This is a genomic window from Tenacibaculum sp. AHE14PA, from assembly GCF_019278465.1.
GTDB classification, from domain to species: Bacteria; Bacteroidota; Bacteroidia; order Flavobacteriales; family Flavobacteriaceae; genus Polaribacter; species Polaribacter bernardetii.
In genome coordinates this window covers 870,358-894,218 of record NZ_CP058983.1, presented here as the reverse complement: position 1 = coordinate 894,218, position 23,861 = coordinate 870,358, and the positions used below count along the sequence as shown (strand labels likewise).

Here is a 23,861-nt window from a genome sequence, read left to right as displayed (position 1 = left end):
TCAATTTACACATAAAAGCACTAACTGTTAAAGGTTAGTGTTTTTTATTTTTACAGTTATAAAACTTTTTTCATTGTTTTTGTTTTGGCAATAGTTTCTTGCCATTCACTTTTTGGGTTACTTTCTTTGGTGATTCCGCCACCAACAAAAATATATGCTGAGTTGCCTTTAATTTCCATACATCTAAGGTTTACAAAAAGCTCAGAAGTGTTTTTTTTATCAATTTTTAAATTCAATTCGCCTAAAAAACCAGTGTAATAACTTCGGTTATAGTTTTCGTTTTTTAAAATAAAGGTTTTAGAGGTTTCTAAAGGTAATCCGCAAACAGCCGGAGTAGGGTGTAGTTTTTTTATTAAAGTCGAATTTTCCGAATTCATTTCTCCAGAAATTAAAGTTCTTAAGTGTAATAAATTCCCTGCTTTTATAGTTTCTACAGTTCCTTTTGCTGTTTTATTACAAATACTTATAAGTTTATCTGTTATATAATCGGTTACAAATTGTTGCTCTTCAATTTCTTTTGGATGCCAAGAAACATTGGTTGTGCCATTAAAAACTTGTGTTCCTGCCAAAGACATTGTTTTAAAATTGTTGTCTTTAATTTGTACTAAAGTTTCTGGCGTTGCACCTAACCACATTCCAACTTTCGGATGAAACCATATATAAGTGAATGCGTTTGGATAATTCGAAAGAAGCTTTTTAAATGTTTTAATAGCGTTAAAATCTGTAGCTTTTACTTCTTCTTTTCTAGATAAAACAACTTTTTTAAATTGATTTTCATCAATTGCTTTCACTCCTTTTTCAACTAAATGAATATGTGATTTTTCTGAAGAATAATCATGAGCAAAATTATTTTCATCAATTAAATCAATCTTAAATAAGGCTTCTTCTTCGTGAAAAAGAGAATGTTCTTTAGGGAGTAAAATAGCAGCATTTTTATCATCAAAAGGCGCAAATATAAATCCACTTTCGGTATACTCTTTCGAAGTATATAAATTATCGTTTTTTTGAAACCATCCTTTTAATAATGTAGCATTCGGTTTTCGATAAACGACAAAAGGGAGCTTGCTTTCGAGAGCTTTTTCTATGCTTAAAAATATAGTCAATCTAATTGATTTAGTAATTGTTGTTTAATTTCTTTAAAGTTGCTCCATATTAATCCATGGCCAGCATTATCAATAGTAGTTAATTCGAACTGCTCTTTAGGAAATTGATTTTGTAAGAATAAAGAGTTTTCAAAAGGAACAATCCAATCATTGGTTCCATGAATACTTAAAATTTTATTAGGAGATGATTTCCAGTTGTTTTCAAAATACTGTAAATCTTTTTTATGTGATATTTTCTCTTTAGAAGCCTCTTTCCAAATTGCAGGAATCAACCAGCGCGTTATTTTCCATTTGTATAAATTAATAGCCCAAGGCATCGGTTCTACTTTACTATAAACCGCAGGAGCTAGTAAAATAACTTTCTTTACCTCTTTTTTTACCGCTAAAGCAATTGGTCCGCCATAAGAATAACCGACTAAAATTGTTTTTTTAGGATGTAAGTTTTTAATAATATCGTGTAGCATATCACGCTCAAAAGCAATGCTTTCTTGTACCGAGTTCGAATCTTTATAATTGTAACCAATTCTGTCATAAGAAACCATATTCGTTTTAGTTAACAGCAAACTATCAGTCATATACTCAATAAAATCGGTAGATGAACCAATGGTTCCATGAACAAAAACCAATGTAGGCAATGTAGTATCTTTTTGTATGGTTAGCTTTCTGAATTTATAAGAAGCGAAGGTTTCGTGTGTTATTGTAGGTTTTATACTACTATTAATAAACTTGCCAATTATTTTTTTGTCAGATTTTGGCGCGGAGAAACTAGAGAATAAGTAATATATAATTACAAGCGCTAAAAAGAAAAATAGCGCCGTGATTTTAAAAATTTTCTTAAATAATTTCATTTACTTCTTATCTAAAACAATGTTGGTTATTTTGCATAAAGAAATCAAATTATCTTCTTCATCAACAATTTTAACCTCCCATAAATGCGTTGTTCTTCCTTGGTGAATCGCTTTCGCGGTAGCAAAAACTTCTCCTTCTCTTTTACTCTTTAGATGATTAATACTCAATTCGATCCCTTTAACGATTTTACTTTTATCATTTAAGAAAAAGGCAGAAGCAGAACTACCAACAGTTTCTGCTAAAGCAGCTGTTGCACCGCCGTGTAAAATTCCATAAGGCTGATGTACTTTTGAATTTACAGGCATTTTTGCAGTTAAAAAATCAGCACCAACATTAATGAACTCAATTTTAAGAGTTTCCATTAAAGTATCTTTATTGTAGCTGTTAAGTATATCGAGAGATTGTTGCTTATTCATTTTGCTATAATTTTCAGTCAAAAATACGTATTTTTGCGGCGACTAAAAATGATAGAATGTATAAAGTACGTGTAATATTAGACACCAAAAAAGATGTAATTAGAACATTAGTGGTTAATGAAATAAAATCATTAGAAGATTTACATTTCGATATCGCTAAATCGTTTGGTTTTAACGGACAAGAAATGGCTTCTTTTTATCGTACCGATGAAGATTGGAACCAAGGAGAAGAAATTCCGTTATTCGACATGGCAGAAGCAGGCGAAGAAACATCAATGGCAACGTGTGTTTTAAAAGAAACATTGCCAAGCTTGAATGATAAACTTATATATGTGTATGATTTTTTACAAATGTGGACGTTTTATGTGGAAGTTGTAGAGCAATCAGACGAACTAATTACCGAATCTAAAATAATCTTAACAGTAGGTGAAATTCCTGACGAAGCACCAGAAAAAGAATTTAAGGCAGATAAACTTTCAGATAGTTTAGATAACGAATTTGGTGATGACTTTAATGATTTTGAAAATATAGACGATTTCGATTTTGATAAATTTTAAGATATGGCACAATTCATAAAACTGTATAACGACAACCCGAACCCGAAAGAAATAGCTAAAATTGTAAAAGTGTTACAAAATGGCGGTTTGGTAATTTATCCGACAGATACTGTTTATGGATTAGGCTGCGATATTACCAACACAAAAGCATTAGAAAAAATAGCAAAGATAAAAGGCGTGAAGTTAGAGAAGTCTAACTTCTCGTTTGTTTGTAATAATCTAAGTCATTTATCAGACTATGTAAAACAAATAGATACAGCTACTTATAAGATTTTAAAAAGAGCGTTGCCTGGGCCATACACTTTTATTTTACCAGGAAGTAACTCTTTACCAAAAGTGTTTAAAAAGCGTAAAACTGTAGGTATTCGTGTGCCAGATAATGCAATTGCGATAGCTATTGTAGAAGCTTTAGGAAACCCGGTCGTTTCAACGTCTATTCACGATGAAGACGAAGTGGTAGAATATACTACCGATCCTGAATTGATTTTCGAGAAGTGGCAAAACATCGTTGATGTTGTGGTAGATGGCGGTTTCGGAGATAATTACGCATCTACAGTTATCGATTTAACAAACGATTTACCAGAAGTAATCCGTGAAGGAAAAGGAAGTTTAGATATTCTGTAAAGATTTTTTTCAGCTACATATATCATATGGTATTTGAAGCTATTTCCCGCTTTCTGCACTCGCTCTCTGCGAGGAGCTCAAACAAATGCTGCAATCGGGGCTAAGTCTTTTTATGAATTTCCGAGTATCGTAAACGTTGTTCCGAATTTATATCAATACTGAACGCTCTTATTATGCGAACCTGAAACAAGTTCAGTTTGACGAATTCAATAGCGTAAGAATTGCTAAATAATAAGCAAAAGAATGTTGAAGATACTTTTGCGTTTAGTGTTTTACTTTTTACATCATTCCGAATTTATTTCGGAATCATATCTAGTGAATCACAACGGTTTATTAAGTAAGTTTAATAATGAACTCAAAAAAGAGAAGCTACTAAAAAAATCAATAAAAAAGAGCTATTTCAATTCTTTAAAAGCAGTTTTTCCTAGCGCATAACATTGCCAAACAACAGAAGTATGTTTGTTGTAATCCACTTTCTTTTGTAGTTTTTTTCTTTTTCCTAAAAATTTAAAGAAGTTTGCGTAAAAACTAATATGTGCTTTTAAAATAGCAAGTGTGTGTTTTGGTTTTAACTCTGCTAAGAATTTCAGACCAGCGATTCCGTCTAAAATTAAACGAGAAAAAATAACGAATAGAAACCATTTTCTAGGTACGTTCTTAACAACGTTTAGTAGGCTGTTCCTAAAGTTTAAATATGTTTTTTTAGGGTTGATAGCTTCCAATGTTGCTCCGCCAACATGATATACAGTTGAATCTCCCACATATTTTATATCAAAACCTTCGTTTTTAGCACGCCAACATAAATCTATTTCTTCCTGATGCGCAAAATAATCTTCATCAAAACCTTGTAGTTGGTGATATACTTCTGAGCGGATAAATAAACAAGCTCCCGATGCCCAAAAAATATCAGTAGTGTCGTTAAATTGTCCGTTATCAGTTTCTAAATGATTAAAAATACGTCCGCGACAATACGGATAGCCGTATAAATCTATAAATCCTCCACCCGCACCCGCATACTCAAATTTCGATTTATCTTTAAAATCTAAAATCTTAGGCTGAATTATGGCTGTATTTGGGGCTGTTTTAAAAGTAGTTAAAATAGGTGTTAACCAGTTTTTAGTAACTTCAATATCTGAATTTACTAAGCAATAAATATCAGCATCAATATGTTGTAAAGCATCATTGTATCCTTTAGCATAACCGCCGTTAATACTGTTTTTTACAATTTTTACAGTAGGGTAGTTTTGCTTGATAAACTGAATAGAATCATCAGTAGAAGCATTGTCGGCTACATAAACTTCGGCTTCTTGCGAGCTAAAATTTACGACCGATGGTAAAAACTGTTCTAACAATTTTTTACCATTCCAATTTAATATAACGATGGCTGTTTTCAAGAGAGCGAATTTACATTTTATGTTCTTGTTTATTGTAAAAACGAGTGAAATTATTTTTTATAGAGAATTAATAAGTAAGACTTCTCGATACATTTTTCATTCTTCAAAATACTCGAAGTGACAGTTTGTTTATAATTAATGTGTTGTCAGTTCGAGTGAAGCTCTTTTTTAGAGCTTTGTATTGATAACTAATTAACTAGACTTCTCGATACATTTTTCATTCTTCAAAATACTCGAAGTGACAGTTTGTTTTTTATAATGTTTTGTTAGTTCGAGTAAAACTCTTTTTTAGAGCTTTGTATCGAGAACTAATCGGTGAAGCTTCTCAAAGTAGCCACTTATTTATAATCAGGAATATCTTCTAAAAATATATAGGTTTCATTTTCTTTATCGAGTTTGCAAAAATAATGTTGTAATCCGTTTGTAACAACTAAGTAATTAGCATTTAACTTTAAGTTATAGCGTGCAATTTGATCGAAAGTATCTTGTGCCATTTTAATTTTTGGAGCCTTACATTCTACAATAATATTAGGCGTTCCATCCGAAGAGAAAATAACAATATCAGTACGTTTTTTTAAGTTGTTTATGGTTAGTTGTTTTTCAATAGCAATTAAAGAAACAGGGTATTTTTTTTCATCAATTAAAAACTGCACAAAATGTTGACGTACCCATTCTTCTGGAGTTAATACCAAGTATTTTTTTCTCCATTTATCAAAAATAAGCGTCTTATTTTCGTTACTTTTGAGCTTGAATGTATAGTTAGGGAGATTCAGTTTTTGCATGTTTCAAATATATGTAAAAATAGAAACTCATTGCGAGCAAAGCGAGGCAATCTTAAGTTAAAGATTGTATTATTTTCTTCCAAGTAATACCTTACTTAAAGTTATGAACGAAATTAAAAATATTATAGCAGATATAAAAGGAGGAAACATTAAGCCTGTTTATTTCTTAATGGGTGAGGAGCCTTATTATATCGATAAAATTTCTGATTATATTGAAAAAAATGTACTTGACGAGTCTGAAAAAGGATTTAATCAAGTAATAATGTATGGTCGTGATGTTTCTATTGATGAAATCGTTTCGTCAGCAAAACGATATCCGATGATGGCAGATCGCCAGGTGATTATTGTAAAAGAAGCACAAGATTTAAGTCGTACTATTGATAAGATTGAGGCTTATGCTGCAAATCCGCAACCAACTACGGTTTTGGTTTTTAATTATAAATACAAAAAGTTAGATAAACGTAAAAAGGCCTATAAAGCGATTGCTAAAAATGGATTGATTTACGAGAGTAAGAAATTATATGAAAATCAGGTTGCTGACTGGATTCGTAGAGTTTTAGGCGGTAAGAAATTCAATATTGAGCCCAAAGCATCTCAGATGTTAGTAGAGTTTTTGGGAGTTGATTTAAGTAAAATAGCAAACGAATTAGATAAATTAACTTCTGTTTTACCAAAAGACACCATTATAACCGATAAGCATATTGAAGAAAATATCGGTATCTCTAAAGATTTTAATAATTTCGAGCTTCGAAAGGCTATCGGTCAACGAGATGTGGTAAAGGCAAATAGAATTATTAATTATTTTGCGCAAAATCCTAAAAGTAATCCGTTAGTAATGACTATTTCGTTGTTAAATAGTTTTTTTACACAACTATTAATGTATCACGGGTTAAAAGATAAATCAAAAGGTTCTGTAGCAAAGAATTTAGGTGTGAATCCGTTTTTTGTTGATGATTATAGTTCGGCTGCAAAAAATTATCCAATGCGAAAAGTATCACAAGTAATAGCTTTGTTAAGAGAGGCAGATGTAAAAAGTAAGGGAGTAGGAGCCAATCAATCTCATGCAGATATTTTAAAAGAATTACTGTTTAAGATAATGCATTAAAAAAAGCATTCGTCAACACGAACAAGTTTTTACAATATATTACATTTTGTAATGATGAGATTCCGAAATAAACACGGAATCAATTTGAAAGATAAACTTCGAAAAAGATAATTACCTGTTATCAATTATGAAATATGTCCGTCAATCTGAATCTGTTTCAGATTCGCATAATAACTAAATGTTATTCATTGCGTATTATCTCAATATAATTACTCTTTCTTGTCATTTGACAAGTTCTATTATAAATAGCCGTAGTATTTTTGATGTAAATATTAAACGTATGACGCCAGATTTACCTCTTTACCTTTCAATTTCATTTCTACTAATAACTGCTTATGTAATTTTCGCATTTGTAAAATCGAACAACTTAAAAAAAACAACTTTACCAATAATATTGGGATGGTCTGTACTAATTTGTATACTTGCCTATAATGGAGTTTACCATTACACAGAAGGCGATACGTACTCTACCTTTCCATTGGTAATGGCACCTCCTGCATTATTTATCATATACTTAATTAGAAATAAGTTTTACAAAAATAGAGATGTTCGTTGGAGTACCGCAGTACATATTGTACGCTTTCCGGTTGAATTATTGTTGTTTGAATTAGCCATTAGAGAATTATTACCAATGGAAATGACTTTTAAAGGTTGGAATTTTGATATTATACCTGGTATAACTTCTATTTTATTATTACTTTGGATGCAGTATGGTGCAGTACACAAAAAGTTGTTATTAGGATGGAATATTTTAGGGTTACTCTTTATTTTATTCATTCTAACAAACGGATTTTTATCACAAGAACTATTGTATAAGAACTTTGGTTATACAGTACCAAACACAGCAATTACCTATTTTCCTATCATATTATTAGGGGGTGTAATTGTGCCAATTGTAATTTATACACATATTTCAGATATTATTTTACTAGCTAAAAAAGCATAAAAATGAAGAATATTTTTAACAAAGAAGTTACTAACGAGGTAATTAATAGAATAGAACAATTAACTCCAACAAGTCAACCAAGTTGGGGTAAAATGAGTGTTGCCGAAATGCTAGCACATTGTTGTGTTACTTACGAAATGGTGTATACAGATAAACATCCAAAACCCAATGGTGTTGTTAGAATGTTGCTTAAGGTGTTTGTAAAAAAGGCAGTGGTAAGTGAAACTCCTTTTACTAAAAACGGAAGAACAGCTCCGCAATTTATCATTACTGATGAACGTGAGTTTACAACAGAAAGAAAACGCTTGATAGCTTTTATAATTAAAACTCAAGAATTAGGAGGTGCGTATTTTGAGGGTAAAGAATCGCACTCTTTTGGTAAGTTAACAAAACAAGAATGGAATAATTCTTTTTACAAGCATTTAGAACATCACTTAACGCAATTTGGCGTTTAAATAAGGCATTGCTGTAGGTACAATTATTGTTGCTAAACTAAGATAGACAGTTGCTTTGTTAGTAAGATTTTATTTTTTTTCTTTTCGTAAAATTTTCTCCATTTTACGTCCTTTAGCCAATTCATCAATCAGTTTTTCCATTTGACGGCATAGCTTGTATAGTTCAAATTCTTCGGCTATTTCTTCAATTCGGTATCCGCAAACTACTCCTTTAATCATATATGCGTTTGGGTGAATTGTAGCTTGCTTAAAAAAGGTTTTAAATGTTACTTTTTCTTCAATAAGCGTTTGTAGTTTGTTTTCGTTAAAGCCGGTAAACCATTCGAGTACTTGATGAAACTCTTCTTTTGTTCTACCATTTTTTTCTAACCTATTCCAGTAAAGCGGGTAAATAGAAGCAAAGATCATACTTGCAACTTTCTCATTTTTTTCGGCGGTAACTTTCATTTTTACTGTATTTAAATTGTTTTATGTTTGCACGAGAGGTTATTTACTACATGACTTGATTATTAAAACCAAGTAAAAAAGTTATAAGAGCTTTTAAGCAAGGTTTTTATTATAGTTTTTTTATGTTTTATCCAAAATAGCTGCTTATACCAGTTAATATACTTTGTACTGCATAAGAAGCTAAAATAAGGCCCATAATTTTACTAATTACCGTAATACCGTAATCACCTATTCGTTTTTGTAAATGATTTGCTCCTAAAAGGATAAGACAAGTAATTCCGATTACAAGTAAAACTATTACCGTGGTGATAGCTTGTTGTTGAATTGAGTAAATATGATTATCGGTCATTAAAACAACAGCCATAATTGCCCCTGGAGAGGCTATAGAGGGAATTGCAATAGGAAATATGGTAACGTGTTTATAGTCTGTAATTCTGTTTTTTTCTAGCTCAGGTTTTCCATCACCGAATATCATTGTTAAAGCAAACAAAAATAGAATTACACCACCTGAAATTTGAAAAGCATCAAGTGATACAGACATACCTTCTAAAATAAGTTGTCCGATTATAATAAAAAATAAAAGTATCAGAAAAGCTATTACAGCTGCTCTAATAGCAATCTTCTTTTTATGATGTAAATCAAATTCTTTAGTCGCTTCGAGGTAAACAGGTATTGAACCAATTGGGTCAATTACTGCAAAAACAAAAAAGATTGTAGTTAAAAATTCTACCATTTTATTTTATTTCGGGTTTAGTAGCGCAAGTTTTAAGACGCTCTTTATAAATAACAAATTTAAGGACTAATCGTATTGATAGTAAATTAATTGATAATTTTGTTTGATGTTTTATTTAATTTGATAATCCTTAATGATCGTTTTAATGCCTTCTTGATAAGAAGTTACTTTAAAATCGGGGAACTTATTCTTAAACTTAGAAGAATCAAAGATATTATTGATGGTGTAACGAGGCAGTAATTCTTGTGTTTCTTTACTATTACTACTAAAAAAAGAGGCTATTTTTAATACAAACGAATTTAAGACATCATATTTAATAGTACGCCCTAATTGCTTGGAGATTTCGCTGATAATTTCTTTATAAGTAAGTCGGTTATCATCGCAAGGTAAGTGCCAAGTTTGACCATAAGTTTCGGGGTGGTTTGCTATTAGTGCCATTGCTTTACTTGCATCAGGTGTGTAAATTAATGTTCGTAATACGTTGTCGTTTAGTAATACTTTAGGTTTTTTGTTGGCTTTTAGTTTTTCGAAAACAAGAGTGTTTGTTATTCCTTTTGTTTTACCAGGACCATAAAACTCAGGAGCTCGGCATATAACTGCTTCAATTTCTTTTTTTGCTATTGCTTTTAGTAAAAGTTGTGCCGTAATTTTTTTAGCAATGCCTTTTTTGCCTTCAGAATTTAACTGGGTGTTTTCTTTTTGAACTTTTGTGTTTTGCGGATAGGCATATGTATTATCAAAATAAACGAGTTTACAATTGTTGGCCTTGCAAGCATTAATTACATTCTGCATTATTTTGGGCCAATTGCTTAACCAAACATCAGATTTATAGGGTAGGCCAACGGTCATGTAGGCAATATCAGCATTTACCAAAGCTTTATTTACATCTTCTGAGTTGAGTAAATTCCCTTTGTATAAAATATCGTTCGGATGTACTTTTTTAGGGTTTCGTCCCACTAGTTTTATGTTGTTGGTATAATTGGTTCTTAATTCTTTTGCCAATTCCTCACCAATTATTCCGTTAGCCCCTAAAATTACTTGCATGTTTTATCAATTTTTAAATTTTGCTATCAGTTGTTGCCCTTACAATTGCTCTTTTTCGAAAATAACATTTCTTTCGGTATTTTTCTTGTACATGTTTTTGTTAATCATCTCTTTATTTGCGGTAACACCATCGTTTTTATTATTAGGGTTTAGTGTATATTCGAGTTGATGGTCTATCATTTTTTCGAAAGGAAGCAAGAAGTTTTTGGTATCACATTTTTCTAAATTACCCTTGTTAAGTAGATTTATTACGGTGTAAACAGACTCAATTGTGCTAAGACAAAGCGCTGCTGGCTGCTGCTTAATTATAAATTTTGATTTAATGTTATTATCGAAACTCACTCTTTTTAGTTGTTGCAAGTTGGTACTTAGTTTAAGCATTTTACGAGCGCAAGGCCAGGTGCCATCAAGAATAAAAATGTATGGATTATTGCCCATAAAGGAATTTATTTCGACACTTTTTCTAGTAGAGATATTAAAGCTGTCTTTACCAGGGTACAGCAAGAAAGCATTGTTTTTTTTATTGGCAAGTATTTGGTTTACGCGGCTATTATTGGTAAAATCTATGCCAACAATTACCTCTGAGTTTTTAAGTTGAAGGTTTGTTATATGACCGGTTCCGCTTTTTTCTTTTCTGTACTCCTTGGGGTGCATCAGAATAATAAAACGGGTATTGGTATGAAAAGGATTAAGATGTTTACATAGGCAGGTGCTGTTAGGCCGCATACATGTGTAACATTTAATCCTTGGTTTTTTTATATCAACTTGCAAGATAACTATCTTTTTAATTAGGTTCGTGTAAAGTAGTTAAGAGGCTTGTTTTATATGCTTTTAACTTCTTACAAATTTACCTAATGATTCTAGAAGTTGTGGGTTATCATCTAAAGCAATTTTAGCAATTGCATAAAACTCACTCATCCAGTCGCTTATAGCGCCAACAGCAGCGTCTTTTAGTTTGGTGGCATCTTGACTTTCTCCTTTTTCTTTTAAATAATCGGCTCTTGCAGTTTCTAAAACGGTTATTAAGGTACGTGTTTCTTGCAATTCGGTAGGTGTAACTTTTAGGCGTGCTAAAGCTGTTTCTATTTCGGTATTTCCGGCAGCTACGGCATAAAATTTCTTAACGGTTTCTAACCATTTTATATATATGGTAGGTAAGCTGCCTGTTAGGCCTAGTTTTGTTAATAGGTTTTCATCTTTTCTAAAAACTACTTTTCCTTTTTTTCGATGTAAGGAGTATTCGGTTTCTAGCTGGCCTTTAATGGTAGAAAAGTTGTTGTAGGCAATGGTAGTTTCGTCATCTTCTGTTTTGTTGGCATCGTAAGCTTCTCGCGCATTTGTTAATAAGGTTTTTCCTTCGTTTAAAAGTGCATCTTCGTAGCCAAACTCTGCCATTGTAGTGGCTATTTCTGTTTGTTTTTCTACATTTTCGAATGCTACACGATATTGCTCTAAAGTTTCTGCTTCAGTTAATGTTCTTTTTTTTCCCATTTTGCTTTTTTTAAGGTTACTATACTATTTGCGTTTCTCTTAGCGCTACTCGCCAGTATTTTATGTGTCTTTTTCTGTTTTTTACCGTTTTTGTTGTGTTTTTTACCGTTTTTGTTGTGTTTTTTCTTGTTTTTATTGCGTTTTTGAAGGCTCTTAATGTGTTTTTACTTGCCCTTATTGCGTTTTTGAAGACTCTTATTGCGTTTTTTACCGTTCTTATTGCATTTTTGATGGCTCTTGTTCCATTTTTTTACGTCTTTATTGTGTTTTTACGCAATATTTTGATGTTAAGGTACAAATAGTTTTTTGCTATTCATAGTTATTTGGTTGTTTTTCAGGTGTTAAGGTTGTGTGTTGTTCCTGTTTTAGGATATATACACCGGCGTTTTTGTTATGAACGAATTGTTATGTTATGCGGAATTAACTTATTGTTTGCTTGGCAAATTGGTGTACGCAATTTGTGTGAAATTTGATTGGTAAGGCTTTTTTTAAAAGTATAAAAGCTCATGGTACTATTTAATAGTAATATGAGCTTGGTATATTGATGAGGTGTTTTTAAGGAAGATTTTTTTATTTGAGTGTTGGGCGATATTTACCTTTTAGCTTTTTTATTTTTGTTTATATAGCTTTTTTCATAACAATAATATTGATCAAGGAAGTGTCTTAAGTTTTGACTCTTATTGTTTTGAAGTTCATGTTCTACACTTGCATCATTCATAATGTGTGTTACGGTGTTGTATATGGTTTCGTTGCGTGTTTGAGTGCGAGGATTTTCCGAAGGAAAATCAGAAGCTAGTAAACCAGCAACAAACTTTGGTTTAGCTAAAACCAGCAATTAATTTTATAAGGTGTTAGGCAAATCGTTATTTTTTATAACCCAATTTATATCTATTCTAATGTAAATTTATAAGTAGAATTTCCAAAAGCAATAACAATCATTACTTCACCTTTTGAATGTACTAATTCATTGTATATTTCGCTTTGTGCCCAATCATAAAATCCATATTTTATTTGTCTTTTTATACCTCCTGACGGACTTGTTGTGAGTTTTTTGTATCCATTTATTATAATTGCGCCTTCCCTGAAAGCTAAGTAGCTTAATTTAGCTTTTATTTTTTTCCCTTCTGATGTTTTAATGGAAATTATTCCCTTCTTGATATTTTTGATGTCTACTTTAAGGTCTTTGTATTCATAAAGTTTGAATTGAATAGTACCGTTGAAATTTTGTGTTCCTTTTATTGATTTTTCAGCATATTGCAAAGTAGCTTTAATTTTTCTCTCTGAATAACCTAATTTCTTTAGTTTTTGCTTCATAAATTCTTTATACTCGTCTAAACTCTTAAAGTTAGGTACCTCTTCTAAAATAGTTTTTACAAGTAAAGGGGAACTACTAGTTGCTGAATTAGAAAAAGAACCTATTGAAGCATTCATTTGAACTTCTCCTATTTTGTCCCCAAATTCATCTACCAAATCTGTCTTTTCAAAAAGTGATTGAGAATTAATAATATTTACATAAAGTAAAAATAAAAGGATTGTTTTTATTTTCATAGTCTTTGGGTTTAATGTCTTGTCCTGAAATATGGCTACAGGTTAAAATTGATTTTAAGCTGATAATTGATATACCATATTAGGTGTTTTATAGTCTAAAGATAAGTGTAATCTTATTTCGTTGTATAAATTAATTGCATTTTTTGCCGCTCTCTTTGCTTGTGCCACGTTATCAAAGGTTTGGTCTAGATAAAATTCATCTTTTAAAATACCATTTATGCGTTCGGCTATCGCATTTTCATAACAATGATTTTGTTCGGTCATACTAATACTTATCTTTTTTCTTTTGAGTATTTGTGTGTATACATTACTACAATACTGTATTCCTCTGTCTGAATGATGAATAAGTTGTTTAATGTTTTTAGCTTGATAAATAGCCTTATTAAGAGCTCTTACACATCCTTTTAACTCCAAACTATCACTTAGGTCGTAACCTACTATTTTTCTAGAATGCATATCAGTTATTAAAGCCAAATAGCAAAACCCTTTTACGGTTCTAATGTATGTGATATCAGATACCCAAACTTGGTTATTTCTAGTAACTTCCAGGTCTTTTATGATGTTGTTATATTTATAAAAACGATGATAAGAGTTCGTGGTTCTAGCATTTGTTTTTCTTCTAAGGGTTAACATTTGATGCTTTCTAAGCACCTTAAATAAAGTATCTCTGCCAACTTTAATATTAGCTTTATTAAAATCTATATTTAACGATTTTACGAGTTTTCTTACACCTTCTCTAGGAAGGGATTTGCGTCTTTTTTTAACGATGTTAATAATTTGTTGTTCTAGTTTTAAACGTTTATCAGCTCTAGATTTGTATTTATAATACGCGTCACGCTTATGACCAAAACAATGGGTTATAGTCTTTAAAGAAGCAAATCCCTTAGATTTTTCTTTAGCTTTAATTAAGGCTTTATACTTAACTTTTTTTTTAGTTCAGCGATAGATTTATAGCCTAAATCTTCAGCAGCTACTTCAAGATAGGATTCTTCTACCATAGCATCGATATCTTTTTTTAGGAGTAGTTTTTTAAGCTGTTCAACCTCTTTTTGAAGTGCTTTAATTCTAGATATTTCGTCTTTAGTTTCCACTTTTACTCTGGTATTCATTAAGTCTTTACGATTGTACTTCTTAATCCACACATTTACTGTTGTAGGAGCAATAGAGTAGAGTTTACAAAGTTCGCTCTTTGTGTGTTTTCCGATGGCAAGTTCGGCTAATATTTTTAATTTAAAAGGTTCACTGTAACGTCTAATTACTTTGTCATTTCTGTACATAATGTTTAATATTATGTAGCCTTATTTCAGGACGGGTCATAATGTTTGCCAACGTGTTTTTGTATGGAAAGTTGCGTGGTTTAAGCAATAAAGTTAGCAAATAAATCACAGATAGAAAGTCTGCGAGGATTTTCAGAAGTAGGCGAGAACAAGCAATTACTTATAGCCATTGTTGTACACCGTTTTTATTTTTTCAATTTTAAAACTTCTTGTGATAATATTTTTTTCTACCAGTCATCTTTCTCGCCACTAATTAAATGTTTGTCTACTTTATTAATCCATTGATCAATTGTATATGCTAATTTGATTTTCATTTGTTCATAGTACTTTGAATAGATTGACCTTACTTTCCCTTTTTTAAACATTTGGCTCCACTCTGTTTGAATATGGTCATTGACATAACCAGATGAACCAGCAGGAGTGACTGTTATTTTGTATCGACCGTCTTTAGTTTGAACACTTACATTATAATAAAATCGACTTAAACGTACTCCATCAATGAATTGAACTGTCCAAGTAGTTTGTCTCTGATTTTGATTTCTTAAATCTGAATCACCAGCACTTGCAAAATCTGAAATAGATTTAGAATCACCATTTACAGCAGATAAAGCACCTCCCCACGCACTATTACTACGCATTTGTTTAGTCATAATATTTGCATCTTGCATCGGTTGAAATGTAGAAATAAAAGCATCGATAATTTTTGATGCATTTATTGTAGAATCTACCTGAATTACTCCTGTATAATATTCATTTGCAGTTCTGTTTTCTTGCCATTTCATATTTTCATTGGCTGTAGGGATACCACCATAGGTTTTTTCAATTTTTTTTGTGTTTTGTCCTGAAATGGTCAATGTAAAACATAATAATCCGATTATTAATATTGCTTTTTTCATTTGTTATTTGTTTGAAAATTAACTTTTTATTCTCTTTGTTTCTTGAGTACGCAAATGTTGTTCTTAATTGCTACTAACGTTAAATATATGGCATGTTGGGCAATAAATAAGCGATTATTATCGGTTTAGCCACAAGCCAAATCTTTTTATTTTGTTTTAATTTTTCTCTTTTAATACCAAATCAAAAATTTGGCGGACTTTTTAAATATACACAAACCTTTCGGTTAAGCACTTATTAGCTATGTTTTATATACCGCGTTGTAAGTAGTTATTTTTTTCTACTATATTTTGTGATATCAACGTTTCCAGCCTTAAAATTACCTTTTTTTACTTGCTTATTAAGTTCAGCTAACGATTTGTCAAATTCCTCAGAATTTTCAAAAGTTGAACTAATATAAGGTCCAGTTTCTATTCCGTTTGGTCCAATCCATCCAAATTTAATATTTGAATAAAGTTTTCTTCCTATTTTAAACCATAAATCGTTTAAGTCTTTATTGACTTTTTCTGTCAGTTTGAATTTAGTTAAGACTTTAGTGTGTTTTTTTGGAATAGGATATCTACCCCAATATGGTATTGCATCTGACAAAATCGTCAGTAATTTTCTCTCATTTTTATCAAATGATATTGAATCAATCTTGTCAATTAGTATTACTAAGTTGTGATTAGAACTAATTTCAGGAGATATCTTTCCATCTGAAACATAAGCATTGTTTTCAGATATCAAGAGTCCTTTCAAGATGTTTTCAATAGAAAATCCATAATTCAAAAAGTAGCCTCTTTCAAGTCTTAAACCTTTTTCGTTTTCTGGGTATCTATTTATTTCTGTACCTGAATTAGTGAAAATGAGTTCCGCAATTTCTTTTAGTTCTTCAGAATAGTCTAACCAAGAAGTAGGTGCAGAGTCAACATCAAATGTATATTGTTTATTATCTTCAAATTTCCCCATTGGATTGACTAATTACTTACAACGTCTCGGCTATGGTTAGTACGGGAATTAAAAGTAATGAACTTTCGATTAAGCACTTAGCCAAAACTTTTTATTTTGTTTTATTTTTTCATTTTAAAAGCCAAATCAAAAGATTTGGCAGACTTCATGAAAATACAATAAACTTTGAATTAAAAACGAAAACCCGTATTAATTATAGCCATTGTTAGCCTACGTTTTTATTCCTTATTTAGATGTTAATAAACTGGTCTGTTTCTATAAAGTTAGGAATTTATTTAATCAAAATACTCTCTGAACTGATTGACCACTAATTCCGTATACCAAAGTAAATAAGGCATCAGTTTTAATACTTCATATTTTTTTCCATTTATGACAGTCATAGGTTTAGTTTTGAATTTAAAATCTCCAGAAACTTCTTTCAAAGGATGATTTGATAAATATTCCATTATTACACCTCCCTTTGTAATATTGTCAATAAATATTTTAACATTTGGTGGGCAATTTAAGGTTGCTTCTTCATCTGTTCTAAATTTAATTTGACCTGATTGTTCAAGAGAGTCTGGTGGTAATTCAAATTCTAAAGGAATTCGATGCTTGTCTATATTACTAATAGAATTAAGTAAATACAAAGGGTCATCTTGCGGAGTTCCTTCAACATTATTATTTTCTCTTTGAAATGGTTGAATTAATTTAAGTTTTTCAGAAACGGATTGAGGCAATTGAATTAAAAGCTGTCTGGTTTGATTTATAAAATCTTGTTCTTTGTAATAAATTGGAAACTTTAATTTACTTGGTTTATCTGGAGGGCTTTTTACCTTTAGTGCAAGTAGATATATTAGGTTATCTAATAAGCTTCTTAAATTATGAATACAATCTCCAAAATCTAATTCCCATTTTTCAATTTCTACAAGTTCAAGAGTGCTATCTACTATTATTTTAAATCCTTTTTTATCGGGTAAAAATTCACACCTACAATCAATTTGATTTTCTGAAGACCATTTTTCAAAATCGGCTAAAATACTATTAATATGCTCAAAAGCTCTTTTCAGTTTTAAGTCAATTTTTTTCATTTTATCTTAATGTAGGCTAACTCGTTATATAAGATACTTTATTCCTTTTATCACTACTTTAAAAAGGATAATATAAATAATTAGCGATTTTCTTGTAAATATAGCAAAATAAATAGGAGTGCTTGTTAGAGTTTGCGCCAATTTATAGAAGGTTTTATGCAAGTAATACCTGGTGTGATTTAAGTGGTTTATAATGAGCATCTGTTTAGTGTCGCGTTGCTGTGGTGGGGGTGACATTTTGGTTGTAAGATATTAAAAGCTCAGAATACTATATAATGGGCTTGTCTGTTTTAATTGTTCCTTTAAAAGGAGAACAGATTTCTCTAAATGATGTTCTTTTAAAAAGTGCTCTAGATGAAATTCTCTTGCCATATTTTTTTAAAGTATGCTAACGTAAAGATGATATGAAATCGTTTTAATTTTTATATCAGCAGTTAAAGGAAGTTAGTTGAGAAAACTAAGAATGTTAAGTTTTGAATTAGTTGAAAACGCTTATTTAAAAGCTATAATTCATAATTTAAAAAAGTAACCAAAGTCGAAGATTTTGATGTGTACGCTTAGGAAGTAAAAGAATTAGATTTTTAGAATATTTCAATTAAACAAAACATTAATAAGTACTATTCTACCTTAGCATTTCTCGGCTTAATATATAATTGCTGGACTAAAACAATGACAATAACGGTAATTGGAGTTGCTAAAACTAAACCCCAACCGCCAGTTAAAATACCCATAACCAATTGTGAAATAATTATTAAGGCAGGCGGCATATTTATAAGTTTTTTCTGGATAAGTATAGTAATAAAATTACTTTCAATAAACTGTATAAGCATATAAAGACCTATTACAATTAAGGCTTTTTCTGGACTTTGGGATAAGGCTAATAAAACTGCAGGAATTAAGGCTATAATTGGTCCGAAATTGGGAATAAAGCTTATTAAACCTGCTAAAAAGGCTAAAACCAACCAAAGTGGTATGCCAATAACTGCTAATCCTATGGCGGTTAATACAAAAACAATAAGCATGGACAACAATTTGCCTTTTAACCAATTACGTAATTGCGCTCCTAATTTATTTAAAACGTCTTTTGCTTTATTTTGTTTTCTAATAGGCATAAGTTGTACAATGCCTTTAGTATATATTTTTGGAGAAACGGTAAAGAAGATTCCAATAAATAAAACCACATATAAATCTCCAAATACACCAAAAGAAGATTTAAAAAAGCCTCCAGCAAAATCCTGAGCTTTTTTAATTGTTTTTTCAGAAGATAATTCTTCAATTATGGTTTTTCCAATAGAAGTATCTTGTAGTTTAGATTTTGCAGTATCTATGGTTTGAGGTAAATTTTCCATAAGTTCAGCCGTTTGTGACTGTACCTTAGCACCAATGAGCCAGAATAAACCAGAAAACAAAATCAATATGGTAATAATTGAAATAGCTACACAAATACCATCTTTCCAATTTGTTTTTTTCTGAATAAAATCACTAATACCTCTAAAAACTAGGGCAATTAAGGTTCCTGCTAATACTAAAAGAAATACTCTAAATGTAGTTTGAATTAATAAAATTAAACCTACGGTAATTACAACATATTTAATAACCACACTTGTCTTTTGCTTAAAGGTTAGCTGGTTAGTAGAATTTTTAGAAGGTAAATTATTTTCCATCGGTATAGTTGTTTTTTATATCAACTAATTTAAACTAAAATAGGTGAATTGTAATATGTATTTTAAATGATATGAATTTAGCACTCTTTAATCGTTACAAACAGTTTTGTGTATGATTTCGTTGCGTGTTTGAGCAACTAATTTAGCAAATACAAACTGAATAGAAAATCCGCAAGGACTTTTGTAAGTAGGCGAGAACCAGCAATTAATTATAGCCATTGTTGTACACCTTTTTTATTGTAGCGTTGTGATTAAAACTCCTTCATGAGCATCATCCCACTGTTCCTCATAATTTGAACTATAATATATAGGAATTGGTTGTTTGATTTCCCATCCTATCAATTTTTCTAATGAAAGATATTCTTTTAAACAGATCTCCAATAATTTATCAATATCATCCAATAGATCTTCAATTAAATAATTCCCATTTTCACCAGCTTCATTCAAAGCTTCAGAGCAACCAATTTGCTCCAAACAATCCACCGTAACATCTCCTATATCATCATAATTCTCTTCGCTCTCAAATTTATATAGATTAAGCCATCCTTCATATCGACTAATTCGTATACTTAAGGATGTAATTTCTTCAGTATTCTGAATCTTTTTTGGAAATAACTCAGAAACTAAAAACTTTCCTAATGTATTATCTGCAATACTTTGAATGAAACTTTCAACCTGAGCTAGTAAATTTTCCTCTTTTATTATTTCTCCTAGTTCTTCTTTTTCATATTTAAGAAAAGCCTTTGTTATTTTATCATATATCGTGATGATTTGAAGTTTAGATTTTTCTGTTAAACTAGAGGTGTTGATTATTTTTTTAATGTCCATTTTGATTGATCTTTATTAATATTGTACAACTCTTTATACAAGATACCTTATTCCTCTTATCTTTATTTTTAAAAGGATATATTTTAAAATAGTTAGCGTTTTCTTGTAAATGTAGCAAAATAAAGGGAGTGTTTGTTAAAGTTTACGCTAATTTATAGGGGTATATGCAAGTAATAAATGTAAGATTTAATTGCTTTGTAATAAGCGTTTGTTTAATGTCGTATTACTTTCATAACAATGTCATGTTGGTTTTAAGATGAAGATTACTTAATACTTATCTTTGCGTAATAACTAATAAGCCTGGTAGTATTATGAATTTAGATACAATTAATTTAAGAGATCTTAAGAAATTGAGGTTAGCGCGTCATTGGTCTCAAGAGCAGTTATCAGAAATGAGTGGGTTAAGTGTAAGAACCATTCAAAGAGTTGAAAAAGGAGAAAATGCGGGTTTAGAATCCTTAAAATCTTTGGCAGCAGTTTTTGAAATTGATATTGCTACTTCAGATAAGAAGGAGGAAGTAGATCAGCTTAGAAAAGAGGAGGATTATATTGAAAACCTAAAAGGGTTTTATAAGCTTTTAGGGATTGCTTTATTAAGTTTATTGGTTCCGTTTATTCTTGCATTAAACGATTCGGATTTATGGTCTGTATTTTTGTGGGTATTACTTTCTTGGGGAGTTTTACTTGGGATTTATTCTCTTACTATTTTTGATTTTTTTGGTACATCTTGGAAACAAAAAATGGTTAACAAGAAATTTAAAAAGAAGTAACGGCTTTTAATAAGATAGTGTGTTTGTGTAAGCAGCGTAAAAGAGTTAGTTATTTAGGCTTGTCTTAATTATAGAGTTTTATAAACGGCTAAAACCATTGTTTAGATTATTAGAGCGCCTATTAGCAGTATATGTTTTGATAATGCTGATTAATGTGAAACTACTTTTAAACCTATAATTGAGGTAATTAATGTCATGATAAAAAATAGTCGCCAAAATGTGGCTGGTTCTTTAAAAATGATAATTCCGATTAAAACTGTTCCTACAGCGCCAATACCTGTCCAAACCGCATATGCAGTTCCTATTGGTAGTTGTTGCGTGGCTTTTACAAGGAGCAACATGCTTATTGCTAAACAAATTAAGAATGCTATGTACCAATAGGTTGCTTGAGTGCCTGTTGCTTCTTTTGCTTTACCTAGGCAAGCAGCAAAAGCTACTTCAAATAGCCCGGCAATTATTAATAGTATCCAATTCATTGGTGGTTGTGTATGCTTTATTGTTAGATTTAGTATCTAATTTGGTAAATAGTGGGTTGGTAAATGTTTATTTTTTCTTCTTTGTGGCAATTCTGATAAATTCTCCTTGCCTGTTGTAATAGTATTCATTTTCTGATGAAAACTCTTTTTGTGCTATTATAAATTTTTTATAATTAGTAATAAACTCAAAGTTAAACGGAACTATAACCTTACCTTTTGTGTTTATGCAGCCAAACTTTTTACCTTTTTTAACCACAGCAACACCTTTAAAAAATGGTTTGGCACTGTCATATAAATATGGAGCGATTAATTCTCCTTTGTTATTTATGTAACCTATTTTACTTTCCTTTTGTACTTTAACATACCTCAATCCATCAGGCTGAATTCTTCCGAAATTGATAGTCCAATCAAATTGATAGTCTATAATTGTGTTATTATTAGAGTCTATAAAACCATATTTACCATTTTTTTGAGCAAAAGCTAAATTGCCATAAAAATGACCAAGATTATCATAATCTAAAGGTATTAAAATTTCTTTTTTATAGTTGATATATCCCCATTTGCCGTTTTTTACAACTAATATCCAATTTTCAATTTCGGTATTTAAACTAATCAATTCATAGCCTTCTTCAAAAGGTATAATATAATTCCCTTTTAAATCAATTACAGCAAATTTATATGTTTTGCCATTTTTGATAGAAACTGCTGCGTAGTCATTATTTTCGAAGTAAGTACCAGTAGCATATTGTGGTTTAATAACAATTTTATTATTCTTATTAATGTAGCCTATTTTCCCATTTTCTCTAGATCTAAATGTGAAAAGTTCATTTTTTTCTGGCTCTTGAGCATATGAATCAAAAGAAATAGTTAAAAGTAATATGTATAATAGTAGCTTCATTTAATGTTTACTTAGGCGTTTGTTGCGTGTTATAAGTACTTAATTTTAGCACATACAAATCTAATGGAAATCTGTATGGATTTTAAGCTTAAGTTAGCACAAGGCATTAATTGTATATGGATTTAGATACTTTTTTTAGTTGTTTTTATCCGTAGTAATAATTTTATCCAAAATATTTTTCATAGTTTCCATATCCTTTTTATCTATCGAAAAACAATCTAACTTATCAATGAGTTTTTTTGGTATTCCGATTGCTTTCTTATACGAGTCATTTCCTTTTTGTGTTAATGAAATAATGACCATTCTTTCGTCTTTTTTAGAACGAGTTCGTTTTATAAAGCCATTTGTTTCCATTCTTTTTAGAAGTGGTGTAAGGGTGTTGGTTTCTAAAAGTAATTTTTCACAAATTTTTTTTACAGGAATTTCATTTTCTTCCCAAAGCACCAATAAAACTAAATATTGAGGATAGGTAATATCTAACTGCTCTAGTAAAGGTTTATATTGTTGGATGAGTAACCTAGAAAGAGAATATAGCGGAAAACAAATTTGATTTTCTAATTTAAGTTGCTCGTGATTTTTTTCCATTTGTATAGGTTTTATACAGTTTAATATTTTTTAGCGCTTAAATTGTTTGTTTAAAATAGCATTATTTTTTTAGTCTGTTTTTTAAAAAAGACAATGCACCTGTTGACCATAATGCCCAAAGAATTAATATAGGTTGAAAAAACAATCTAATTAACCTTTTACTATCTGTATTTAGTCCAAAAGAGTCTATTTGATTTACATATTGATTGATGTTTCCTGGAAAAATCAACACAAAAAAGATCGCCAATGCAAGTCCTGTTTTAATTTTTAGTTTTCCACCTAGTATCATAAGAATTCCAAAAGCAATTTCTACTACACCAGATGCAAGCACAACAATATCCATTAAACCTTCATCTGTTGATAACCAAGTAGGCACTTGTGCAAGAAATTCTGTTCTTAAAAAAGTTAAATGCCCAATTCCTGCATAAAGCATAAAGGAACCCAGCAGAATTCTAAAAATGTTTTTTACTGTATTCGTTTTTGTGTTATTCATATTGCTTGAGTTTTAATCGTGAACGATACAAATTTATACATAAAGTAGGGTTTTGCCAAATATATTGTGATTTTTACTTGTTACTAAATCGTTATAACCAAAACATTGTTTTATTTATGTTGGTTTTTAAATATTGCTGTTTTTTAATAGTTTTTAAGCTTGGTTCTTAATTTAATCCGACTTATATGATCGATCAATCATAATCGGTTAACGCTTTTATTAAATGCGCTAATGTTAAAATGATTCAAGTTAAGTTGAAGCCTAGAAGTGTTATAATTTTGTATCGAACCAATAAAACATAAATTATGTCGATATTAACCATACTATTAAGTTTTCTTTTACCACCATTAGCAGTGTTTTTAAAACATGGGCTAGGAACAGAATTTTTAATAAGTCTTCTTTTAACACTTGTAGGCTGGATACCAGGCGTTATTTATGCTTTATTTATAAATAGTAAATAAATT

29 protein-coding genes are annotated in these 23,861 nt (G+C 30.5%); 7 read left to right on the top strand and 22 right to left on the bottom strand.

Features of this window, described 5'->3' with window-relative positions:
* Positions 1-56 precede the first annotated feature (56 nt).
* The 3 genes from H0I30_RS04050 to H0I30_RS04040 are packed head-to-tail and all read right to left on the bottom strand — an operon-like array spanning position 57 to position 2,368.
* A complete protein-coding gene (locus H0I30_RS04050; RefSeq protein ID WP_218773035.1) occupies positions 57-1,103 on the bottom strand; it encodes an isochorismate synthase in 1,047 nt (348 codons plus the stop codon).
* Complete coding sequence (locus H0I30_RS04045) at positions 1,100-1,951, bottom strand: alpha/beta fold hydrolase (RefSeq protein ID WP_218773034.1); 852 nt, start codon at positions 1,949-1,951, stop codon at positions 1,100-1,102. Before H0I30_RS04045 ends, H0I30_RS04050 begins: the two co-directional genes overlap by 4 nt.
* Complete coding sequence (locus tag H0I30_RS04040; protein ID WP_218773033.1) at positions 1,952-2,368, bottom strand: PaaI family thioesterase; 417 nt, start codon at positions 2,366-2,368, stop codon at positions 1,952-1,954.
* Positions 2,369-2,424: 56 nt separating this feature from the next.
* On the opposite strand from H0I30_RS04040, the gene H0I30_RS04035 reads away from it, so the two are divergent.
* Both H0I30_RS04035 and H0I30_RS04030 read left to right on the top strand, forming a co-directional pair.
* Positions 2,425-2,925, top strand: a complete 501-nt coding sequence (locus H0I30_RS04035) for a plasmid pRiA4b ORF-3 family protein (RefSeq protein WP_218773032.1) — start codon at positions 2,425-2,427, stop codon at positions 2,923-2,925.
* Positions 2,926-2,928: 3 nt separating this feature from the next.
* Positions 2,929-3,549 carry an L-threonylcarbamoyladenylate synthase gene (locus H0I30_RS04030; RefSeq protein ID WP_218773031.1) on the top strand — a complete coding sequence of 207 codons (621 nt, stop codon included), beginning with the start codon at positions 2,929-2,931 and terminating at the stop codon, positions 3,547-3,549.
* Positions 3,550-3,944: 395 nt separating this feature from the next.
* Here the strand turns inward: H0I30_RS04030 and H0I30_RS04025 are convergent, their stop codons facing one another.
* Positions 3,945-4,943: a glycosyltransferase family 2 protein gene (locus tag H0I30_RS04025; protein WP_218773030.1), complete on the bottom strand. Its 999-nt coding sequence runs from the start codon at positions 4,941-4,943 to the stop codon at positions 3,945-3,947.
* Positions 4,944-5,281: 338 nt separating this feature from the next.
* A complete protein-coding gene (locus H0I30_RS04020; protein ID WP_218773029.1) occupies positions 5,282-5,725 on the bottom strand; it encodes a type I restriction enzyme HsdR N-terminal domain-containing protein in 444 nt (147 codons plus the stop codon).
* Positions 5,726-5,828: 103 nt separating this feature from the next.
* Here H0I30_RS04020 and holA point away from each other — a divergent pair, with 103 nt between their 5' ends.
* The 3 genes from holA to H0I30_RS04005 all read left to right on the top strand — a co-directional run bounded on the left by holA (position 5,829) and on the right by H0I30_RS04005 (position 8,231).
* Positions 5,829-6,830 (top strand): DNA polymerase III subunit delta, encoded by a 1,002-nt coding sequence (gene holA / locus H0I30_RS04015; protein WP_218773028.1) that lies wholly within the window; start codon positions 5,829-5,831, stop codon positions 6,828-6,830.
* A 280-nt stretch (positions 6,831-7,110) separates the two neighbouring features.
* Positions 7,111-7,776 carry a hypothetical protein gene (locus H0I30_RS04010; RefSeq protein ID WP_218773027.1) on the top strand — a complete coding sequence of 222 codons (666 nt, stop codon included), beginning with the start codon at positions 7,111-7,113 and terminating at the stop codon, positions 7,774-7,776.
* 2 nt (positions 7,777-7,778) lie between these two features.
* Complete coding sequence (locus tag H0I30_RS04005) at positions 7,779-8,231, top strand: DUF1569 domain-containing protein (RefSeq protein ID WP_218773026.1); 453 nt, start codon at positions 7,779-7,781, stop codon at positions 8,229-8,231.
* 69 nt (positions 8,232-8,300) lie between these two features.
* On the opposite strand, the gene H0I30_RS04000 is transcribed toward H0I30_RS04005, so the two are convergent.
* The 13 genes from H0I30_RS04000 to H0I30_RS03940 form a co-directional block, all read right to left on the bottom strand.
* Positions 8,301-8,678 carry a DUF2200 domain-containing protein gene (locus tag H0I30_RS04000; protein WP_218773025.1) on the bottom strand — a complete coding sequence of 126 codons (378 nt, stop codon included), beginning with the start codon at positions 8,676-8,678 and terminating at the stop codon, positions 8,301-8,303.
* A gap of 127 nt (positions 8,679-8,805) precedes the next feature.
* Positions 8,806-9,411 carry a MarC family protein gene (locus H0I30_RS03995; RefSeq protein WP_218773024.1) on the bottom strand — a complete coding sequence of 202 codons (606 nt, stop codon included), beginning with the start codon at positions 9,409-9,411 and terminating at the stop codon, positions 8,806-8,808.
* 111 nt (positions 9,412-9,522) lie between these two features.
* Positions 9,523-10,455: an NAD-dependent epimerase/dehydratase family protein gene (locus H0I30_RS03990; protein ID WP_218773023.1), complete on the bottom strand. Its 933-nt coding sequence runs from the start codon at positions 10,453-10,455 to the stop codon at positions 9,523-9,525.
* 39 nt (positions 10,456-10,494) lie between these two features.
* Positions 10,495-11,226 carry a tRNA-uridine aminocarboxypropyltransferase gene (locus H0I30_RS03985; protein WP_255554308.1) on the bottom strand — a complete coding sequence of 244 codons (732 nt, stop codon included), beginning with the start codon at positions 11,224-11,226 and terminating at the stop codon, positions 10,495-10,497.
* A gap of 60 nt (positions 11,227-11,286) precedes the next feature.
* On the bottom strand, positions 11,287-11,946 hold the full coding sequence (locus tag H0I30_RS03980) for a hypothetical protein (protein WP_218773022.1): 660 nt from the start codon (positions 11,944-11,946) through the stop codon (positions 11,287-11,289).
* Positions 11,947-12,834: 888 nt separating this feature from the next.
* Positions 12,835-13,494: a hypothetical protein gene (locus H0I30_RS03975; RefSeq protein ID WP_218773021.1), complete on the bottom strand. Its 660-nt coding sequence runs from the start codon at positions 13,492-13,494 to the stop codon at positions 12,835-12,837.
* Positions 13,495-13,548: 54 nt separating this feature from the next.
* Positions 13,549-14,400, bottom strand: a complete 852-nt coding sequence (locus H0I30_RS03970; RefSeq protein WP_218773467.1) for an IS3 family transposase — start codon at positions 14,398-14,400, stop codon at positions 13,549-13,551.
* Positions 14,400-14,771 carry a transposase gene (locus H0I30_RS03965; RefSeq protein WP_218773020.1) on the bottom strand — a complete coding sequence of 124 codons (372 nt, stop codon included), beginning with the start codon at positions 14,769-14,771 and terminating at the stop codon, positions 14,400-14,402. The genes H0I30_RS03970 and H0I30_RS03965 overlap by 1 nt, the downstream gene beginning before the upstream one ends.
* A 227-nt stretch (positions 14,772-14,998) precedes the next feature.
* The gene (locus H0I30_RS03960) at positions 14,999-15,667 is read right to left on the bottom strand and encodes a hypothetical protein (RefSeq protein ID WP_218773019.1); all 669 of its coding nucleotides are present in this window, start codon (positions 15,665-15,667) and stop codon (positions 14,999-15,001) included.
* A gap of 268 nt (positions 15,668-15,935) precedes the next feature.
* Positions 15,936-16,613 (bottom strand): hypothetical protein, encoded by a 678-nt coding sequence (locus tag H0I30_RS03955; RefSeq protein ID WP_218773018.1) that lies wholly within the window; start codon positions 16,611-16,613, stop codon positions 15,936-15,938.
* 275 nt (positions 16,614-16,888) lie between these two features.
* On the bottom strand, positions 16,889-17,683 hold the full coding sequence (locus tag H0I30_RS03950; RefSeq protein WP_218773017.1) for a hypothetical protein: 795 nt from the start codon (positions 17,681-17,683) through the stop codon (positions 16,889-16,891).
* A 617-nt stretch (positions 17,684-18,300) separates the two neighbouring features.
* Positions 18,301-19,347, bottom strand: coding sequence for an AI-2E family transporter (locus H0I30_RS03945; protein ID WP_218773016.1), 1,047 nt, complete (start codon positions 19,345-19,347; stop codon positions 18,301-18,303).
* 234 nt (positions 19,348-19,581) lie between these two features.
* Positions 19,582-20,175, bottom strand: coding sequence for a hypothetical protein (locus H0I30_RS03940; RefSeq protein ID WP_218773015.1), 594 nt, complete (start codon positions 20,173-20,175; stop codon positions 19,582-19,584).
* A 311-nt stretch (positions 20,176-20,486) separates the two neighbouring features.
* Between H0I30_RS03940 and H0I30_RS03935 the strand changes: the two genes are divergently transcribed.
* Complete coding sequence (locus H0I30_RS03935; protein WP_218773014.1) at positions 20,487-20,945, top strand: helix-turn-helix domain-containing protein; 459 nt, start codon at positions 20,487-20,489, stop codon at positions 20,943-20,945.
* 149 nt (positions 20,946-21,094) lie between these two features.
* Here the strand turns inward: H0I30_RS03935 and H0I30_RS03930 are convergent, their stop codons facing one another.
* From H0I30_RS03930 to H0I30_RS03915, 4 genes are all read right to left on the bottom strand, one after another.
* Positions 21,095-21,421, bottom strand: coding sequence for a multidrug efflux SMR transporter (locus H0I30_RS03930; RefSeq protein ID WP_218773013.1), 327 nt, complete (start codon positions 21,419-21,421; stop codon positions 21,095-21,097).
* Between the two features lie 67 nt (positions 21,422-21,488).
* Entirely contained in the window at positions 21,489-22,319 is an 831-nt protein-coding gene (locus H0I30_RS03925; protein WP_218773012.1) for a WG repeat-containing protein, read from the bottom strand.
* Positions 22,320-22,454: 135 nt separating this feature from the next.
* Positions 22,455-22,904 carry a MarR family winged helix-turn-helix transcriptional regulator gene (locus H0I30_RS03920; RefSeq protein WP_218773011.1) on the bottom strand — a complete coding sequence of 150 codons (450 nt, stop codon included), beginning with the start codon at positions 22,902-22,904 and terminating at the stop codon, positions 22,455-22,457.
* A 61-nt stretch (positions 22,905-22,965) separates the two neighbouring features.
* Complete coding sequence (locus tag H0I30_RS03915; protein ID WP_218773010.1) at positions 22,966-23,397, bottom strand: hypothetical protein; 432 nt, start codon at positions 23,395-23,397, stop codon at positions 22,966-22,968.
* 305 nt (positions 23,398-23,702) lie between these two features.
* Between H0I30_RS03915 and H0I30_RS03910 the strand changes: the two genes are divergently transcribed.
* The gene (locus H0I30_RS03910; protein ID WP_218773009.1) at positions 23,703-23,858 is read left to right on the top strand and encodes a YqaE/Pmp3 family membrane protein; all 156 of its coding nucleotides are present in this window, start codon (positions 23,703-23,705) and stop codon (positions 23,856-23,858) included.
* Positions 23,859-23,861 lie beyond the last annotated feature (3 nt).

Bases quoted from the DNA above. Each gene is read 5' to 3' on its own strand.
- H0I30_RS04045 (WP_218773034.1), bottom strand. From the start codon at position 1,951: ATGAAATTATTTAAGAAAATTTTTAAAATCACGGCGCTATTTTTCTTT.
- H0I30_RS04040 (WP_218773033.1), bottom strand. From the start codon at position 2,368: ATGAATAAGCAACAATCTCTCGATATACTTAACAGCTACAATAAAGAT.
- H0I30_RS04035 (WP_218773032.1), top strand. From the start codon at position 2,425: ATGTATAAAGTACGTGTAATATTAGACACCAAAAAAGATGTAATTAGA.
- H0I30_RS04030 (WP_218773031.1), top strand. From the start codon at position 2,929: ATGGCACAATTCATAAAACTGTATAACGACAACCCGAACCCGAAAGAA.
- H0I30_RS04020 (WP_218773029.1), bottom strand. From the start codon at position 5,725: ATGCAAAAACTGAATCTCCCTAACTATACATTCAAGCTCAAAAGTAAC.
- holA (WP_218773028.1), top strand. From the start codon at position 5,829: ATGAACGAAATTAAAAATATTATAGCAGATATAAAAGGAGGAAACATT.
- H0I30_RS04010 (WP_218773027.1), top strand. From the start codon at position 7,111: ATGACGCCAGATTTACCTCTTTACCTTTCAATTTCATTTCTACTAATA.
- H0I30_RS04005 (WP_218773026.1), top strand. From the start codon at position 7,779: ATGAAGAATATTTTTAACAAAGAAGTTACTAACGAGGTAATTAATAGA.
- H0I30_RS04000 (WP_218773025.1), bottom strand. From the start codon at position 8,678: ATGAAAGTTACCGCCGAAAAAAATGAGAAAGTTGCAAGTATGATCTTT.
- H0I30_RS03995 (WP_218773024.1), bottom strand. From the start codon at position 9,411: ATGGTAGAATTTTTAACTACAATCTTTTTTGTTTTTGCAGTAATTGAC.
- H0I30_RS03990 (WP_218773023.1), bottom strand. From the start codon at position 10,455: ATGCAAGTAATTTTAGGGGCTAACGGAATAATTGGTGAGGAATTGGCA.
- H0I30_RS03980 (WP_218773022.1), bottom strand. From the start codon at position 11,946: ATGGGAAAAAAAAGAACATTAACTGAAGCAGAAACTTTAGAGCAATAT.
- H0I30_RS03975 (WP_218773021.1), bottom strand. From the start codon at position 13,494: ATGAAAATAAAAACAATCCTTTTATTTTTACTTTATGTAAATATTATT.
- H0I30_RS03965 (WP_218773020.1), bottom strand. From the start codon at position 14,771: ATGTACAGAAATGACAAAGTAATTAGACGTTACAGTGAACCTTTTAAA.
- H0I30_RS03960 (WP_218773019.1), bottom strand. From the start codon at position 15,667: ATGAAAAAAGCAATATTAATAATCGGATTATTATGTTTTACATTGACC.
- H0I30_RS03955 (WP_218773018.1), bottom strand. From the start codon at position 16,613: ATGGGGAAATTTGAAGATAATAAACAATATACATTTGATGTTGACTCT.
- H0I30_RS03950 (WP_218773017.1), bottom strand. From the start codon at position 17,683: ATGAAAAAAATTGACTTAAAACTGAAAAGAGCTTTTGAGCATATTAAT.
- H0I30_RS03945 (WP_218773016.1), bottom strand. From the start codon at position 19,347: ATGGAAAATAATTTACCTTCTAAAAATTCTACTAACCAGCTAACCTTT.
- H0I30_RS03940 (WP_218773015.1), bottom strand. From the start codon at position 20,175: ATGGACATTAAAAAAATAATCAACACCTCTAGTTTAACAGAAAAATCT.
- H0I30_RS03935 (WP_218773014.1), top strand. From the start codon at position 20,487: ATGAATTTAGATACAATTAATTTAAGAGATCTTAAGAAATTGAGGTTA.
- H0I30_RS03930 (WP_218773013.1), bottom strand. From the start codon at position 21,421: ATGAATTGGATACTATTAATAATTGCCGGGCTATTTGAAGTAGCTTTT.
- H0I30_RS03925 (WP_218773012.1), bottom strand. From the start codon at position 22,319: ATGAAGCTACTATTATACATATTACTTTTAACTATTTCTTTTGATTCA.
- H0I30_RS03920 (WP_218773011.1), bottom strand. From the start codon at position 22,904: ATGGAAAAAAATCACGAGCAACTTAAATTAGAAAATCAAATTTGTTTT.
- H0I30_RS03915 (WP_218773010.1), bottom strand. From the start codon at position 23,397: ATGAATAACACAAAAACGAATACAGTAAAAAACATTTTTAGAATTCTG.
- H0I30_RS03910 (WP_218773009.1), top strand. From the start codon at position 23,703: ATGTCGATATTAACCATACTATTAAGTTTTCTTTTACCACCATTAGCA.